Origin of the sequence: Rhizobium sp. YTUHZ044, from assembly GCF_051123975.1 — a bacterium.
Taxonomy (GTDB): Bacteria; Pseudomonadota; Alphaproteobacteria; order Rhizobiales; family Rhizobiaceae; genus Rhizobium.
This window is the reverse complement of the sequence record NZ_CP101426.1, coordinates 2,153,984-2,168,741: the sequence shown is the minus strand read 5'-3', so window position 1 is coordinate 2,168,741 and position 14,758 is coordinate 2,153,984. Positions and strand designations below refer to the sequence as shown.

Below are 14,758 nucleotides of genomic sequence, written 5' to 3'. Positions count from 1 at the left end.
GAGCATGGAAATTGGACGTTGCTTCTGTATATTGACGCGCCGGCGGCGATCCGCTTCGCGAGTCGGCAATGTCGCCGTAAGCCTTGAAAGACACAAGTATCTTGAACGCCGAGAATCGCAACGCCGCCTCACTGCAAGTGGACGACCGGCCAGATGGTTCGGGGCAGCATGTTCGTCTCAGCGGCAATTGGCGCAGCGCCTATGTGCATCTTGTGCTGCGCGACTTCGATAAGCTTCGGCGAGAGAAGATCGGCAATCTGACGCTGGACCTTTCTGATGTATCGGACATCGATACTGCCGGTATCTGGCTTCTTTGCCGGCTAAAGAAGGAGGAGGAAGCGGCCGGGCGCACGGTGCGCTTCGTCGGCACCAATCCGCATATCGACGAAATGCTGGAGATGTTTTCGGAGGAGCCAGCCAAACCCGAGCCGGAACAGAAGGAGAAGGTCTCGCTTGCCGCGCGCATCTTGGCGCCGATCGGCAAGATGACTTACGACATCTGGGACAATCTCGCAGCCTCGATGTATATCCTCGGCTCGGCGGTGCGCGGCGCGCAAATGAAGCTCGGCCGCGGCAGCGGCGTCTCGCCGGCCTCGATCGTCAACCAGATCGATCACATGGGTGTGCGTGCCGTTCCGATCATTCTGCTGATGTCATTTCTGATCGGTGCGATCATCGCCCAGCAGGGTGCCTTCCAGCTGCGTTATTTCGGGGCGGAGGTGTTCGTTGTCGATCTGGTTGGAATTCTGCAGCTGCGCGAAATCGGCGTGCTGCTGACCTCGATCATGATTGCCGGTCGTTCCGGCAGCGCGATTACCGCCGAAATCGGCTCGATGAAGATGCGCGAGGAGATCGACGCGCTGAAGGTGATGGGGCTGAACCCGATCGGCGTGCTGATCTTCCCGCGGCTGGTGGCGCTGACCATTGCATTGCCGCTGCTGACGGTGTTGGCGAACTTCGCGTCGCTGGCGGGGGCTGCGGTCGTCGCCTGGGGCTATTCCGGCATCACTTTCGCCAATTTCCTGGCGCGGCTGCACGAGGCTATTACGCTGTCAACCGTGCTGTCGGGCATGATCAAGGCGCCGTTCATGGCGCTCGTCATCGGCATCGTCGCCGCCGTCGAGGGGCTGAAGGTCGGCGGCAGTGCGGAGTCGCTCGGTCAGCATGTGACGGCCTCGGTGGTGAAGGCGATTTTCGTCGTCATCCTGATGGACGGGCTTTTTGCGATGTTCTATGCAGCGATCGATTTCTAGCATGGCGGGCAGCGTGGACGAGCAACCGATAGAAAGCGAAGGACAGGGCAGGGATGTCGTGCTTTCGGCGCGCGACGTCACCGTCGCCTTTGGCTCCAAGGTGGTGCTCGACAAACTGAACCTCGATATCTATCGCGGCGAGATCCTCGGCTTCGTCGGCGCGTCGGGCACCGGCAAATCGGTGCTGATGCGCACGGTGCTGCGGCTGCTGCCGCGCCGCTCCGGCACGATCAAGATCCTCGGCCAGGACTTCGACGAGCTCAATGAGCCGCAGCGCAACGCGCTCGACATGCGGCTCGGCGTGCTCTTCCAGCAGGGCGCTTTGTTTTCGTCGCTGACCGTCAAGGAAAATATCCAGGTGCCGATGCGCGAATATCTCGACCTGCCGCGCTCGCTGATGGATGAGCTGGCGCACTTGAAGATCCGCATGGTGGGGCTTGCGGCCGACGCCGCCGACAAATATCCGTCCGAGCTTTCGGGCGGCATGATCAAGCGCGCCGCGCTTGCCCGCGCCCTGGCGCTCGATCCCGAGCTCGTCTTTCTGGACGAGCCGACTTCAGGTCTCGATCCGATCGGCGCGGCCGAGTTCGACGAACTCATCGCCAATCTGCGCAATAGTCTCGGACTGACCGTCTATATGGTGACGCACGATCTCGACAGCCTGTTTTCGGTTTGTGACCGTATTGCTGTGCTCGGAAAGAAGCGGGTAATGGTGGAAGGCACGATCGACGACATGCTGGCCTATGACGATCCGTGGGTGCAGGCCTATTTCAAAGGTAAACGGGCACGGTCGATCGTGCCGCAGGACAATGGCGCGCGGCACGGCAACGGCAGCGGCGGGAAGTGATCGGATAGATGGAAACCAAAGCCAATTATACGATTGTCGGTTTTTTCACGGTGCTGGTGATCGCGGCCGCCTTCGGCTTCGTCTACTGGATGGCCGAATATGGCCGCGGTGGCCCGATGACGGAGCTGATCGTGCGTATTCCCGGCTCGGCGAACGGGCTCAGCGTCGGCTCGCCCGTGCGCTTCAATGGTATCCAGGTGGGCTCGGTGCAGACGCTGTCGATCGATGCCGACGATCCGCAATATTCGCTGGCCTTCACCCAGGTGCGCGCGGACGCACCGATCTACCCCTCCACCAAGGCCGCCCTTGAAATTCAGGGCCTGACGGGGGCCGCCTATATCGAACTGTCGGGCGGCCGCAAGGGTGAGGAGAGTATCCTCAAACATGCGATCGAAAACGGCAAACGCGCCGTCATCGTGGCCGACCAGTCGAGCGTCACCAATCTTCTGGCGACCGCGGACAAGATCCTCGATCGCGCCAATGACGCGGTCGGCGAACTTCAGGGTTTCATCGAAGATTCGCGTGCTCCGCTGACCCAGACGTTCAAGAATGCCGAAACCTTCTCGGATGCGCTGGCCAAGAATTCCGACAATATCGACTCCTTCCTGCAGAGCGTCGGTGAGCTCTCCAATACGGTGAAGGCGGTTTCCGGGCGTCTCGATTCGACGCTCCAGGCTGTGGAATCGCTGGTCAAGGCGGTCGACGCTCAGAAGATCGACAATATCGTCTCCAATGCCGAGAAGATCACTGCCAATGTCGCCGATGCCTCGGGCGATCTCAAGGGCGCGATCCAGAAGTTCGACGAGACGGCCACCACCTTCAACGATTTCGGCAAGCAGGCGCAGGCGACGCTCGATCGCGTCGACACGCTCGTCGCCCAGATCGACCCGGCGAAGATCAAGGGTTCCGTCGACGATATCTCGCAGGCCACAAAGGATGCACGTGCGGCAGTCGCCTCGATCCGCGACGTCGCCAACACGGTTTCGTTGCGCCAGAAGGATATCGACCAGACAATTCAAGACGTGTCGCAGCTTGCCAACAAGCTGAATTCAGCCTCGACACGTATCGACGGCATTCTCATCAAGGTCGATGCGTTGCTCGGCACCGACAATACGCAATCTCTGTTTACCGAGGCGCGCGCGACGCTCGAATCGTTTAAGAAGGTCGCGGACAATCTGAATTCGCGCATCGGTCCGATCGCCGACAATCTACAGAAATTCTCGAGCGGCGGCTTGCGCGACGTGCAGACTCTCATCAATGACATGCGCGGAACCGTGAGCAATCTCAACGATACGATCAGCAACTTCGACCGCAATCCGCAACGCCTGATCTTCGGCGGGGACACGGTCAAGCAGTACGACGGCCGGACGCGGCGTTAACAGGGGAAGTCAGGGGTAGCCTAATATGGTCGCATCGCATCTGCTGTCGCGCCGTTCTTGGATCAGGGGAACGGCGATCGCGCTGCCGCTGACGGCGCTGATCCTTTCCGGGTGCGGTACCACTGCCAAGAACGACACCTATGACCTGTCGGGCGCCGTCGATGGCGATGGGCCCGCGGCCAATTCCCGCCAGATCCTGATTGCCACCCCGACGGCGCTGAGGGCGCTCGACAGCGACCAAATCGTCATCCGCGTCTCGTCCTCGGAAATCCAGAATCTGTCGCGAGCGCAGTGGGGCGACAAGCTGCCGCGCATGGTGCAATCGAAACTGGTCGAGGCCTTCGAGAATTCGGGCAAACTCGGCGGCGTCGGGATGCCGGGCCAGGGGCTTGCAATCGATTACCAGGTCGTCACCGACATCCGCTCATTCGAGATCGACGCTTCGAGCGGCAACCTGGCGGTGGTGGAAATTTCCGCCAAGATTCTGAACGACCGAAATGGCTCGGTGCACGCTCAGAAGGTGTTCCGCGCCACGGCCCCGGCGGGCGGCGACAATACGGGCTTTGTCAAAGGTCTCGACCGCGCCTTTTCGGCGGTAGTTTCGGAGATCGTAAGCTGGACCCTGCGTTCAATCTGAGAGGGCGTTTCGCGACTGCCGCGTCAACATCAAGGGTTGCGGGTTCCAAAAAAATTGGGCGCCACGAGGTTGAGGCGTTCGTCGTATTAAATTTCTTCACGAATTTGTGGAATGCCTCGTGTTAGCGCTGTCAGGAGGCATGCTGCATGGTGGTCGCACGAGTATTCGGAAAGTCGTCATCGGAAGCGCTTCAGCGAGAAAAGGACCGGCTGGCCGCGTTGCAGCAGCTCGATCTGCTCGACACGCCGAGGGACGAGGGATTCGAGCGGATCGTCCGCCTGATAAAGCAGATCTTTTCCGTCGACATCGGCATCGTGTCGCTGATCGATGCGCACCGGCAATGGTACAAGGCCTGTTCCGGCATGTCGGCCGACGAGGTGTCGCTGGAAGACACGTTCTGCCGCTGCGTAGTCGACTGTGATGAGCCCGTTATCGTTCCGGATGCCAGCAAGGATCTCCGCTTTGCAAGGCATCCAGCGGTCACGGGCGAGGACCATATCCGCTTTTATGTCGGCGTTCCGCTTAGAACGAAGGCTGGCCACATGATCGGAACCGTGTGCGCCATCGATCGCCGGCCGAGATCATTCGGCAGCAAGGACCTCGGTCTTCTCGAGGAATTGGCGGGAGCGGCGATGGACCGCATCGAGCTCGTGCAGTCTGCCGCCACCGACAGTCTGACCGAGGCGATGACGCGGCGTGCATTCAAGCAGGAAGCCGATCAGCTGATTTCGCTCGCGCTGCGGCGTCAGCACGACCTGTCATGCATCGTTTTCGATATCGATCACTTCAAGCAGGTGAACGATGGGCACGGGCATGCCACAGGAGACGCGGTTCTCAAGGCGGTCGCATCGATCTGCAGGTCGACGCTTCGCGCCGGTGATTTGTTTGGCCGTATCGGGGGCGAGGAATTCGCCGTCGTTCTGCCGCATGTCGATCGGGAAGGAGCGGCGGCCGTCGCCGAAAAACTCAGGGCCGCCATCGCCTCGCAGGTCATTTTCGGCCATCACGGCTCTCTGAACGTCACGGCAAGCCTCGGAACGTCGGCGCTTTCGATCGTCAGCAAAGACATCGAAACGCTGCTCGCTCAGGCGGATGCGGCGATGTATCAGGCAAAGCAGAGTGGGCGCAACCGCTGCGTCTCATCGAGTTCCATTCACGCCGACCACGCCATCGGCGCGCGGCGGCGCGTGCTGAAGGCAGGTGCGATCCTGTTCAACGACCGGCGCTCGACCATCGACTGCACGGTGAAATCGATCGGCGTGGAGAGCGCCGGCATTTCGGTCTCCAGTACAGCGGGCATTCCTTTGGAATTCATTCTTGCCATCAAGGGCGAAGGTTTTGAAACCAATTGCCGGGTAATTGCGCAAGACCGGCAAAACCTGGAGGTGGCTTTCCGGTAGCGAAAGTGCGCCGCGCCCTTTCAGCTTGGCTTGCCGGTTATTTCGTCGGTTGCGCGTCGGTCATCGTCGCTGCAGGCTGGCTGCCTGGGGTGGTGGAGGCGGTGGCGGTTGGTGATGAGGGCAGGGTGCTGTCGAGGAGGCTCGCCATTTTGTCGTCGCGCAGGCTTGCAGTCTTTTCACCCATGACGACGCCGACGACGCGGCGGCCATCCTTCAACGCCGAGGTCACGACATTGTAGCCCGATGCATCGGTATAGCCTGTCTTGATGCCGTCGACACCGTCATAGCGATACATCAGATTGTTGTGGCCGCGCAGTTTCATGCCTCGGAACTGAAAGCCGCGCATCGAGAAGAGCTTGAATTCCTCGGGGAAGTCCCGCATCAGCGAAAGGCCGAGCGTGGCCATGTCACGCGCCGTGGTAACCTGCTCCGGATCGGGAAGGCCCGATGGGTTCTTGAAGACCGTGTCCTGCATCCCCAGCTGGCGCGCCTTGTCGGTCATCGCTCTGGCGAAAGCCTGTTCGGAGTCGCCGAGCTGTTCAGCGATTGCCACGGCGGAATCGTTGGCAGACAGCACGACGATGCTTTCGACCGCTTCACGCAGCGTCACCTTGCGGCCAGCGCCGACGGCAAGCTTGAAGGGTTCCTTGCTCTCGGCGTTTTCCGACATCGTGAGCTTCTGATCCCAGGTGAGGCGTCCATCATGCAGCGCCTCGAATGCGAGATAGAGCGTCATCATCTTGGTCAGCGACGCGGGATAGTTGAGATCGTCCTGGTTGGAAGCTTCAAGAACCTTGCCAGACTGCGCATCGATGACGAAGCTTGCCTGACCGGCTTCTGCCGGAATGAAAGCGCCCATCAGCAGGGTGGAGGAGAGCGCGATGGCAAGGAGCCGGGATGTCGTCGTGGTCATCGGTATTGCTGTCTCTTTCGTTGCACGGCCGAGGAGCCGTTGGCTTTAAACGCAAGCGGATCGAAAAAGTTTGTGACGGAATGAAGGAAGGCGGGCAAATAAAAAAGGCCCATCCACAGATGATACCTTTTGTCCCGCGCCCTGCGGTTTTGACAATCGCGCGCATGGCACGTCTAAATTCGTCATGAGCATGAAGCGCGCCTTTCACACGAATTTTCCGCTGCACTTCGAATTGCTGCAGGCGTGGGGGGCGATCATGGTCGAAACGGCTGCAGGAGGCGCCAGGAGATCGACCAGGCGCTGATCGGACCGATTACCTGCTTCCGATTTGATGTCAGGCGTTGTTGCCAGAGCCTTTACGAAAAGGCAATGTCGACGGCGGGGCGGACCTCCACCGTCGCGTCACCCGCATCGAAACCATCAAGCGTTTCGTTGTGGTGGGCGACAATCTCGGAGAAACTGAAGGTCGCCGTGTCGCCGGTTGTGTGGCCGTCGGCAACCAAGGTCACGTCATAACCGAGCGAAACGGCACGCCTGACGGTCGTGTCGACGCAGAATTGCGACATGCAGCCGCCGACAACGAGGTGGGTAATCGAACGTTCTTGCAAGCGGTCGGCAAGATCGGTCCCGAAGAAGGAGTCGGCGCTCGTCTTGCGCACGACGACCTCACCTGTTTGCGGTGCAATTTCGCGGCGCAGCGCCCATCCTGGCGTGTCTACGGCCAATCGATGGCCGCTATCGCCATCATGTTGCACCAGCACGATCGGCACGCCCGCCTGTCGCGCCTTTTCCTTGAGCAATGCCAGTCGAGCAACGGTCTCATCAAGTGCGGAATCGACCTGTGGTTGGCGGTCCGGCATGGCCTTTCCCGAGAGAATTGCATTCTGCACGTCGATAATCAAAAGGGCCTTGGTCATTTCGTTCGCGGTTCCGGGCTGGGGAGCAGAGCATACCCCCGTCATCAGTGAAAGCCGCCTGACACATGTTCAGGCGGCTTCAGCTCCACGATATCGGCCAGACTCTATCTCAGCCTGCCCGCTGCATGGGCGAGCATGGTGTAAACCTTCCCCGTATCCGAGGTCAGATAGGACTGTGTGACTGTCTGGTTCGGGTCGGTTCCGGCGACGTCGGCGAGCAGCTTTTCGAAATCGCCGATATAGCGGTCGACAGCGGTGCGGAATTCCGGTTCGCGGTCGTATTTGCGCTTGATCTCGTCGAAGGTCTGCTGGCCCTTCAGCGTGTAGAGGCGGCGGGTGAAGACGTCGCGCTCACCGCGCTGGTAGCGGCGCCAGAGATCGACCGACGCATCGTGATCGATGGCCCGGGCGATATCGACGGAGAGCGAATTCAGCGATTCCACGACATGGCGCGGATTGCGGCTGTCGTTGCTGCGTGCGGCCGGTGCGGCGGTTTCCGCCGGGCGGGCGGGAGCACGGGTCGGCGCTTGGTCCGCGGCCTCTTCACGGGATGCGCCCCGCAGAAGATCGCTGATCCAGCCGCCACTTTCCCGGGCCGGTTCCTGGCGGCCCAATTCCTGGCGAGTGGGAGCTGGCTGCTGAGCGGCCCGCTGAGGAGCGGCGGCCGGAGCGGACGGCGCAATCGTACCGCGCAGACCCGCCGCTTCGATCGGCGCAGGCGCTGACGGCTGCGGCGGCTGAGCTGCGACCGGCGGAGTCGGGCGCGGAGCCGGCTGCGCCTGGGCAAGCGAGCGGGCGGCAGGCTCGGAGATTTCCAGCTGCTGGCTGGAGCGGCCGACAAGCTGCGAGATATCCTGCAGGGCCTTGATCTGTTCGGCGACGGCGCGGCGCATGGCCGAGGCGCTTTCCTTGGCTTCCTCGGGCAGGTCGAAGGCGCCGCGCTTCAGTTCGGCGCGGGTGGCGTCGAGCTCGTTGCGGATGTCGGCAGCGGAGCGGCGGATGTCCTCGGTGGCGCCGGAGAAGCGGCCGACGGCATCCTCGATCGCCTCGCGCAGCGATTCCCGCATGTGCTGGGCGGCACCGTCGGAGGCGCGGCCGGCTTCGCCGAGCATGCGCTCGACTTCCGACAGCGAGGCGGTGAGGCCGCCGCGAATACGGTTGGAGAGATCACCGGAACGGCGCTCGACGTTGGCGAAGGTGCTGTCGATCGTCGTATTGGCCTCGTCGCCGGCGCGGGTGATCGCCTCGCGCATCGTCTCGGCGGCCTCCTGTGCGCGCTTCTCGGTTTCCGTCAGAACGCGGCCGATATCGGCGAAGGACGACTGCACGCCCTGGCGCAGATTGCCGGTGACCTGGTTGGAGCGCTGCTCGGCCCGCTCAAACACGGTTTCAATCATGCCGCCGAGGCCGCGCATGGTCTTTTCGATCTCGTCGGAGCGCTGGACCAGGCTGACGGAGAGGGCCTGCAGCGCACCTTCGCGCTCCTCGAGCGTCGAGGCGAGGTTGGATTGGGCAGCACCCAGAAGCTGTGAGGCCTGAGTCAGAACCTTGGAGTGTTCGTCGAAGCGGCCGATGATGCTGCCGACCTGGGCCAGCGTCTGGCCAGATATGTCGGATAGGCGGTCGACCTTGCCTTCGAGAAGCCTGGTCGAGGCATTGACCATTTCGGCAGCCTTGGTGGCGGAGTCGGCAAAGCGGGTCGTGGTTTCGCCGAGACGCCCGTCGACGCTCGTCAACTGTTCGGCGGCGCGGTTCATCATCATCGCCATCGCCGCGCTGCTTTCCGACATGCGCTGAACCAGGCCGTTGACGTTGCCGACCAGGCTGTTCTCGATGGCGCTGACGGCGTTGGCGACATTCTCGGTGCGGGCGGCAACGGCGCTGGCGAGCGCTTCGTTCTCGGCGCGCAGGCGGTCGGCACTGAGATTGGCTGCGGCGGTAATGCGGGCAGCGGCTTGCTCGCCGGCATCGGTGTAGCGATCGATGATCGGGCGGGCGGTTTCGTCGAGAATGCGGGTCAATTCGACAGAGCGGCCTGATAGCATCGAGTTGAGGTCGCGGGTGCGTTCCTCAAGCGTCGAGCGGATCGAGTTGCCACGCGCTTCGAGCGCCCGGTCGACGTCGGAGAGGGAAGTATCGATCTCGCGGACGCGCTCCTCGAGATTGGAGCGAATGGCGCTGCTGCGGGCTTCGAGCGCCCGCTCGACATCCGCCATGGTGGCGGAAATCTCGCTGCCGGCCCCGGACAGGGTCGTGCGGATGGCATTGCCGCGTGCCTCGAGCGACTGGCCGGCATCCGACAGGGCCTTGGAAATGGCATTGACCTGGGTGCCGACAACCGTCTCGGCCTCGGCGACCTTGTTGACGATTGCATTGCCGGCTTCCGAGAAGGTCTGGGCGACGGCAGCGGCCTGAGTTGCCAGGCGGTTCTGCGCTTCGGCAACCCGCGTGACGATCTGCGACGAGCGCTCATCCATGGTGCGGGTGAATTCGTCGCTTTTCGCATTGAGATCCTCGGCGAACTGCTGGCCGGTCTTGCCAAGCAGTTCCGTCGTTCTCGTCGCTTCGCCTTCCATTCCCTGGGCTGCTTCGGCCACCGCGCTGCGCAACGTCGAGGCGAGGCCGGCGGCCTTGCCCTCGATGGTGCGGTTGACGGCTTCGAGGCCGACGGTCAAGGCGCGATCCATGGTGGACAGGCGTTCCTCGATGCGTTCGTTGCCGCGGTCAAGGGTTTCGCCGAGACTTGCCGTGCGGCCCTCGATGGCGCCTGCAAGTGTGGTCGTGCGGCTGTCCAGCGTCTCGGCCAGACTGGCCGTGCGGCTGTCGATTGCCTGCGTAAGATTGGCGGCGCTGCCTTCGAGCGTCGTCGAGATGCGTTGAGTGGCGTCATCACCGAGTGCGCCAAGTCGGGAAATGCCGTTGGCAAGCACGCCGGAGAGCTGGCTGCTGGCGGCTTCGATCTTTTCGGCAACGCCGCCGACGCCGTCGCGGATGCGGGTCTCTATCGCTGTAAGGCCGGATTCCATGCGAGAACCGGTTTCTTCAAGGCGTCCAGCAAGGTTCTCGACCGACTTGTCGAGATGGGCGGAGAGGTTCTGTGCGGAGCTCGAGATCGTGTTCGCCGCCTCCTGGAAGCGGCCGGCGATCTGGCCGGCGCCGGCGCGCATGCGATCTTCCAGCGTCTGGGCGCCGGCATCGATCGCCTGGCGGATCGAGGCTTCTCGGTCTTCCAGCGACATTTCGAGCATGCTGACGCTCGTCGCCACCGAAGTGCCGATGTTGGTCGCCTGTTCGGTGAGTGTATCGCTGATCTGCGCATGCGCCTGGCTCAGCGACAGCTCGATGGCATTGCCGCGGTCCTCGAGCGTCGTGCGGATCCGCTCATGGGCGGAAGCAAGTCCGCCTTCGATGCGTGCCGCGGCCTCCTCGGCCAGACCCCCAAGCCGCGCATGGGCGTCGCTGAGGCGGCCCTCGATGCGGCCGGTCAAGCCGCCGACGAGATCCTCAAATCGGGCGCCGCCCGCATCGAGAATGCCCGAAAGAGCCGCGCTGTGCTCGGAGAGCGCCGATTCAAGCCGCCGCTGATTGTCGGCATAGGCGTTGTGGATGGCATCCGTCTTGTCGGCAAACGCGCCGGCAACACGGGCCTCGGCACTGGTGACGGCCTCCATGATCGCATTGCTGCGGGCTTCGAGGGCGCTGTCGAATCGGCTCTGGTTGTCATCGAGCGAAATGGCGAGCGCCATGGTCTTTTCGTCGAGCCTATCTGTGAGCCGGTCATGGCTTGCCGTTACGGCACCGACAAGCGCGGCTGCGCGATGTCCCAGGGCTTCCTCGAGGCGGACCTGCCCTTCGTTCAGCGAGGCGGCCAACGCGCTGGCCTTCTGGTCGAGCACGCCATTCAGGCGTTCATGTGTGCCGGAGACCGCATTGGTGATCGCATCGGCGCCTGATGTCAGCGTCTCCTCGAGACGGCTCTGGCTCTCGTTCAGCGATATGGCAAGGGCCATCGCCCGATCGTCGAGCGTCTCGGACAGGCGGTCATGGGTGGTGGAAACCGCATTGAGGAAGGATTCCGAGCGGCTCTCCAGCGTGTCCTGCAGGCGGCTCTGGCCTTCGTTCAAGGAGGCGGTCAGTGCCGATGCCTTCTCGTCAAGGGTTTCGGCGATGCGCTCATGCGTACCGGAGACGGCCTTGAGGAAAGCTTCGGAGCGGGCTGCCAGCGTGTCTTCGATCCGCGTCTGATTCTCATTGAGCGAGATTGCGAGCGCCATCGCTTTCTCGTCCAGCGTTTCCGACAGGCGATCATGGGTGCCGGAGACTGCATTCAGCAGCGCTGCCGACCGGGTCTGCAGCGTGTCCTCGATGCGGGCCTGGCCTTCGGTCAGTGACATGGCAAGCGCCATCGCCTTTTCGTCGAGCGTCTCGGCGAGGCGGTCATGAGTGCCGGATACAGCATCCAGCAGGGCCGCGGAGCGGCTTTGGAGCGTATTTTCGATGCGTGACTGGGTCTCGCTCAGCGAGTTGGCAAAAGCTGCCGCCTTACCTTCCAGCGTCTCGGCAAACAGGTCATGAGTGCCGGAAACGGCGTTCAGCAGGCCCGCCGAACCGGTTGCGAGTGTTTGCTCGATGCGGGTCTGGCTCTCGTTCAAGGAAATGGCAAGCGCCATCGCCTTTTCATCAAGGGTTTCGGCAAGCCGGTCGCTCGTGCCGGACACACTGTTCAACAATGCTTCGGCGCGGGTTCCAAGCGCGTCTTCGATGCGGGCATGGCGCTCGTCGAGCGAAGCCGTCAGGGCTGCTGCCTTGGTATCCAGCGTTTCCGACAGCCGATCATGCGTGCCTGAGACGGCGTTGAGGAAAGCCGCGGAACGGGTCTCCAGCGTGTCTTCGATGCGGCTCTGGCTTTCGTTCAAGGAGATGGCGAGCGCCATCGCCTTTTCATCAAGGGTTTCGGAGAGGCGGTCATGGGTGCCGGAAACGGCGGTGAGCAGCGCCTCGGAGCGGGTTTCGAGCGTATCCTCGATGCGGGCCTGGCTCTCGTTCAGGGAAATGGCAAGTGCCATCGCCTTTTCGTCAAGCGTTTCCGCAAGACGGTCATGGGTGCCGGAAACGGCGTTGATGATAGCGTCGGAGCGGGTCGTCAGCGCTTCCTCGAAGCGGCCGTGATGGGTGGTTAGCGCGTCGATCAGCGCTCCGCCGCGCTCCGACATGACGCTGTCAATACGCTCATGGGCTGTGCCAACCGCGTCCCGGATTTCTGCTGCGCGCGCTGTCAATACGCTGGTGAGTTCCTCTGCGCGGCCGCCGAAGGCCGTCGTGACCTGCTCGGTGCCGGCGGCAACGGCGGCGGTCAAATCGGTAGTGGTTGTGCGCAGCGTATCGCGGAATTCGGCCGAGCGGGCCTGAAGATTGTTCTGCAGATCGGAGGTGCCTGATGCAAGCGCCAGCGCGATGTCCGACGTGGCGCTCTGCAGCGCCGAGGTCAGCTCGCCGGTGCGGCTGGTGAGTGCGGTGGTGATTTCTTCCGTGCGGCTGTTGAGCGTGCTCTCCAGCACTTCATGACCGGTTGCGAGCGCAGTCGCGAGCGCCAGCGACTGGTCGGTCATCGAGGAGCCGAGCCGGTCGATGCTGGAAGTCAAAATGCCCTCGATCGAATCCGAACCGCCGGTCAGGGTTTCGTTGATGCGGGCAAGGCTCTCCATCAGCTTGGTGTCGAGCGAGCCGGTGCGCTTGTCGAAAGCGCTGGTGAATTCGGCGACACGCTCGTCGAAGGCGGTCGACAGCTGGGCAACGGTCGTCTGCAGGCGTTCTTCGAAGAAGCCCGAGCGCAGGTCGAGATCCATGACGGCGTCGTCGGCGGTGCTCTGCAGGCTCTGGCGGAAGCTTGCGCCCTTCTCATCGAGCGCGCTGTTCAGCTTGGACAGCACGTCGTCCAGCGTCCCGCCGATGGTGCGTTCGCCCGATGTCAGGCTCTCGTTGATCTCGCGGGTGCGGGCGATCAGGATCTCGTTCAGCTGATGCGTGCGCTCGTTCAGCGCCGCGTTCAGCTTCTCGGTGCTGCTGTCCATGGTCGAGGCGCGCGTCTCGAACTGGCTGAGCAGTCTTTCGCCGTGTTCGTTGAGGTTGACGGAGAGCGCCTCGAGGCGGTTATCGAATTCGGTGGCGAGCGCAAAACCGGAGGCGTTCAGTGTCTGGAGGAGGCTGTCGGTCTTGGCGGCAAGCAGGCTGCCCATCGACTGCAGGGCGCTGTCCGATTTTTCCAGGATCGTCGCTGCGCGCGTGTCGATCAGCGAGGCAAAGGCTTCACCCGATGTGGCGAGCCGCACGGCGATCTCTTCGGTCGCCAGCGACAGTTCTTCCTTCAGCTGGTCGTGGACGCTGCCGATCGAGGTGCGGATGCGATCGGCATGATTGACGATCGCCTCCCGCTCCGAGCCGAGTTCATGGACAAGACCGCGCACGCGCAGCTCGTTGTCCGCATAGGAGCGTTCCAGCGCGTTGACTTCGGAATGGACCAGCGTTTCCAGCTCGGAAGCGCGCGCGATGGTGCGCTCGATGCCTTCGTTCATGGCCGAGACCTCGCGGCGCACCGCCTGGCCAACGGTCATGATGCGTTCGGAGGCGATTGTTTCCGGCTCCGCCAGGCGCAATGCCACCTCTGCCATGGAGCGGGCGGCGTTGCGCATGTCCTGGGCGCGGGAGATCATGATGGCGAAAGCATAGAACAACATCACCGGAATGATGATGCCGACCAGGCCGGCAATGACGCCGGGCAGGGCGACGAGATCGGCGATCGAGCGGATCTGCCAGATCTGCGGCGCATAAAGCAGCGACATCAGGCCGAGGCCCGCCATGACCCAAAGCACGGAAAACAGGGTAGCGGTGCGCATGGCCGAGCGGCTGGAAGCGCCGTCGAAGGATTTCAGGATCGAGGCGGGCGTATTGCGGCTGGCATCATTGGCGGGCGCGAAGGCCGAAGCCCTGGAAGCCTGCTCGGCCCCGGCGCCGCGGCGGCTGCGGCGCCGCGCTTCTTCCTGGGCCTGCTGATTGCGCGCATTCGATGGATCAGACACATTACCCTCCGGCGCCTGGGGCGCGTCGCCGTGGCGAGACGGCACATTGTCCTTGCCAAAGTCGATCTGGAGCGCCTCGTCCAATGCCTTGAACGCCTTGTCCTCGATCGACTCATTATATTTGTTATTCGCCATTCGGTTACGCCTCGTTACTGTCGGCCGGCCCGGCAGCGCACCCCCGGCTTCCGCCTGCCCGGGAACAACTTTGCCGTTGCGGCCCTCCATCCCAACCGCGGACGGATAAGCATGTCATTTCAGAGTAGATAGCCGCTTTTTCAAACGGAAGGTATCAAAACACTACCATTATCCACTCACTCGGCAAAGGCGCGTGCCATA

General features: G+C 62.5%; 8 protein-coding genes. 5 read left to right on the top strand and 3 right to left on the bottom strand.

Annotated elements, in window-relative coordinates:
• Positions 1-83 precede the first annotated feature (83 nt).
• From NL154_RS10810 to NL154_RS10790, 5 genes are all read left to right on the top strand, one after another.
• Positions 84-1,253, top strand: coding sequence for an MlaE family lipid ABC transporter permease subunit (locus tag NL154_RS10810; RefSeq protein ID WP_210631107.1), 1,170 nt, complete (start codon positions 84-86; stop codon positions 1,251-1,253).
• A gap of 1 nt (position 1,254) precedes the next feature.
• Positions 1,255-2,100, top strand: a complete 846-nt coding sequence (locus tag NL154_RS10805) for an ABC transporter ATP-binding protein (RefSeq protein WP_434734029.1) — start codon at positions 1,255-1,257, stop codon at positions 2,098-2,100.
• Positions 2,101-2,108: 8 nt separating this feature from the next.
• Complete coding sequence (locus NL154_RS10800) at positions 2,109-3,479, top strand: MlaD family protein (RefSeq protein ID WP_210631109.1); 1,371 nt, start codon at positions 2,109-2,111, stop codon at positions 3,477-3,479.
• Between the two features lie 25 nt (positions 3,480-3,504).
• Positions 3,505-4,116, top strand: a complete 612-nt coding sequence (locus tag NL154_RS10795; RefSeq protein WP_434734028.1) for an ABC-type transport auxiliary lipoprotein family protein — start codon at positions 3,505-3,507, stop codon at positions 4,114-4,116.
• 146 nt (positions 4,117-4,262) lie between these two features.
• Positions 4,263-5,516 (top strand): sensor domain-containing diguanylate cyclase, encoded by a 1,254-nt coding sequence (locus NL154_RS10790; protein WP_434734027.1) that lies wholly within the window; start codon positions 4,263-4,265, stop codon positions 5,514-5,516.
• Between the two features lie 37 nt (positions 5,517-5,553).
• On the opposite strand, the gene NL154_RS10785 is transcribed toward NL154_RS10790, so the two are convergent.
• The 3 genes from NL154_RS10785 to NL154_RS10775 all read right to left on the bottom strand — a co-directional run bounded on the left by NL154_RS10785 (position 5,554) and on the right by NL154_RS10775 (position 14,557).
• Positions 5,554-6,429, bottom strand: coding sequence for a D-alanyl-D-alanine carboxypeptidase family protein (locus NL154_RS10785; protein ID WP_210631112.1), 876 nt, complete (start codon positions 6,427-6,429; stop codon positions 5,554-5,556).
• A 356-nt stretch (positions 6,430-6,785) separates the two neighbouring features.
• Positions 6,786-7,346 (bottom strand): cysteine hydrolase family protein, encoded by a 561-nt coding sequence (locus NL154_RS10780; RefSeq protein ID WP_210631113.1) that lies wholly within the window; start codon positions 7,344-7,346, stop codon positions 6,786-6,788.
• A gap of 104 nt (positions 7,347-7,450) precedes the next feature.
• Entirely contained in the window at positions 7,451-14,557 is a 7,107-nt protein-coding gene (locus tag NL154_RS10775; RefSeq protein ID WP_434734026.1) for a hypothetical protein, read from the bottom strand.
• Positions 14,558-14,758 lie beyond the last annotated feature (201 nt).

Coding starts and splice junctions, on each gene's coding strand:
- NL154_RS10805 (WP_434734029.1), top strand. CDS start 1,255: ATGGCGGGCAGCGTGGACGAGCAACCGATAGAAAGCGAAGGACAGGGC.
- NL154_RS10800 (WP_210631109.1), top strand. CDS start 2,109: ATGGAAACCAAAGCCAATTATACGATTGTCGGTTTTTTCACGGTGCTG.
- NL154_RS10795 (WP_434734028.1), top strand. CDS start 3,505: ATGGTCGCATCGCATCTGCTGTCGCGCCGTTCTTGGATCAGGGGAACG.
- NL154_RS10790 (WP_434734027.1), top strand. CDS start 4,263: ATGGTGGTCGCACGAGTATTCGGAAAGTCGTCATCGGAAGCGCTTCAG.
- NL154_RS10785 (WP_210631112.1), bottom strand. CDS start 6,429: ATGACCACGACGACATCCCGGCTCCTTGCCATCGCGCTCTCCTCCACC.
- NL154_RS10780 (WP_210631113.1), bottom strand. CDS start 7,346: ATGACCAAGGCCCTTTTGATTATCGACGTGCAGAATGCAATTCTCTCG.
- NL154_RS10775 (WP_434734026.1), bottom strand. CDS start 14,557: ATGGCGAATAACAAATATAATGAGTCGATCGAGGACAAGGCGTTCAAG.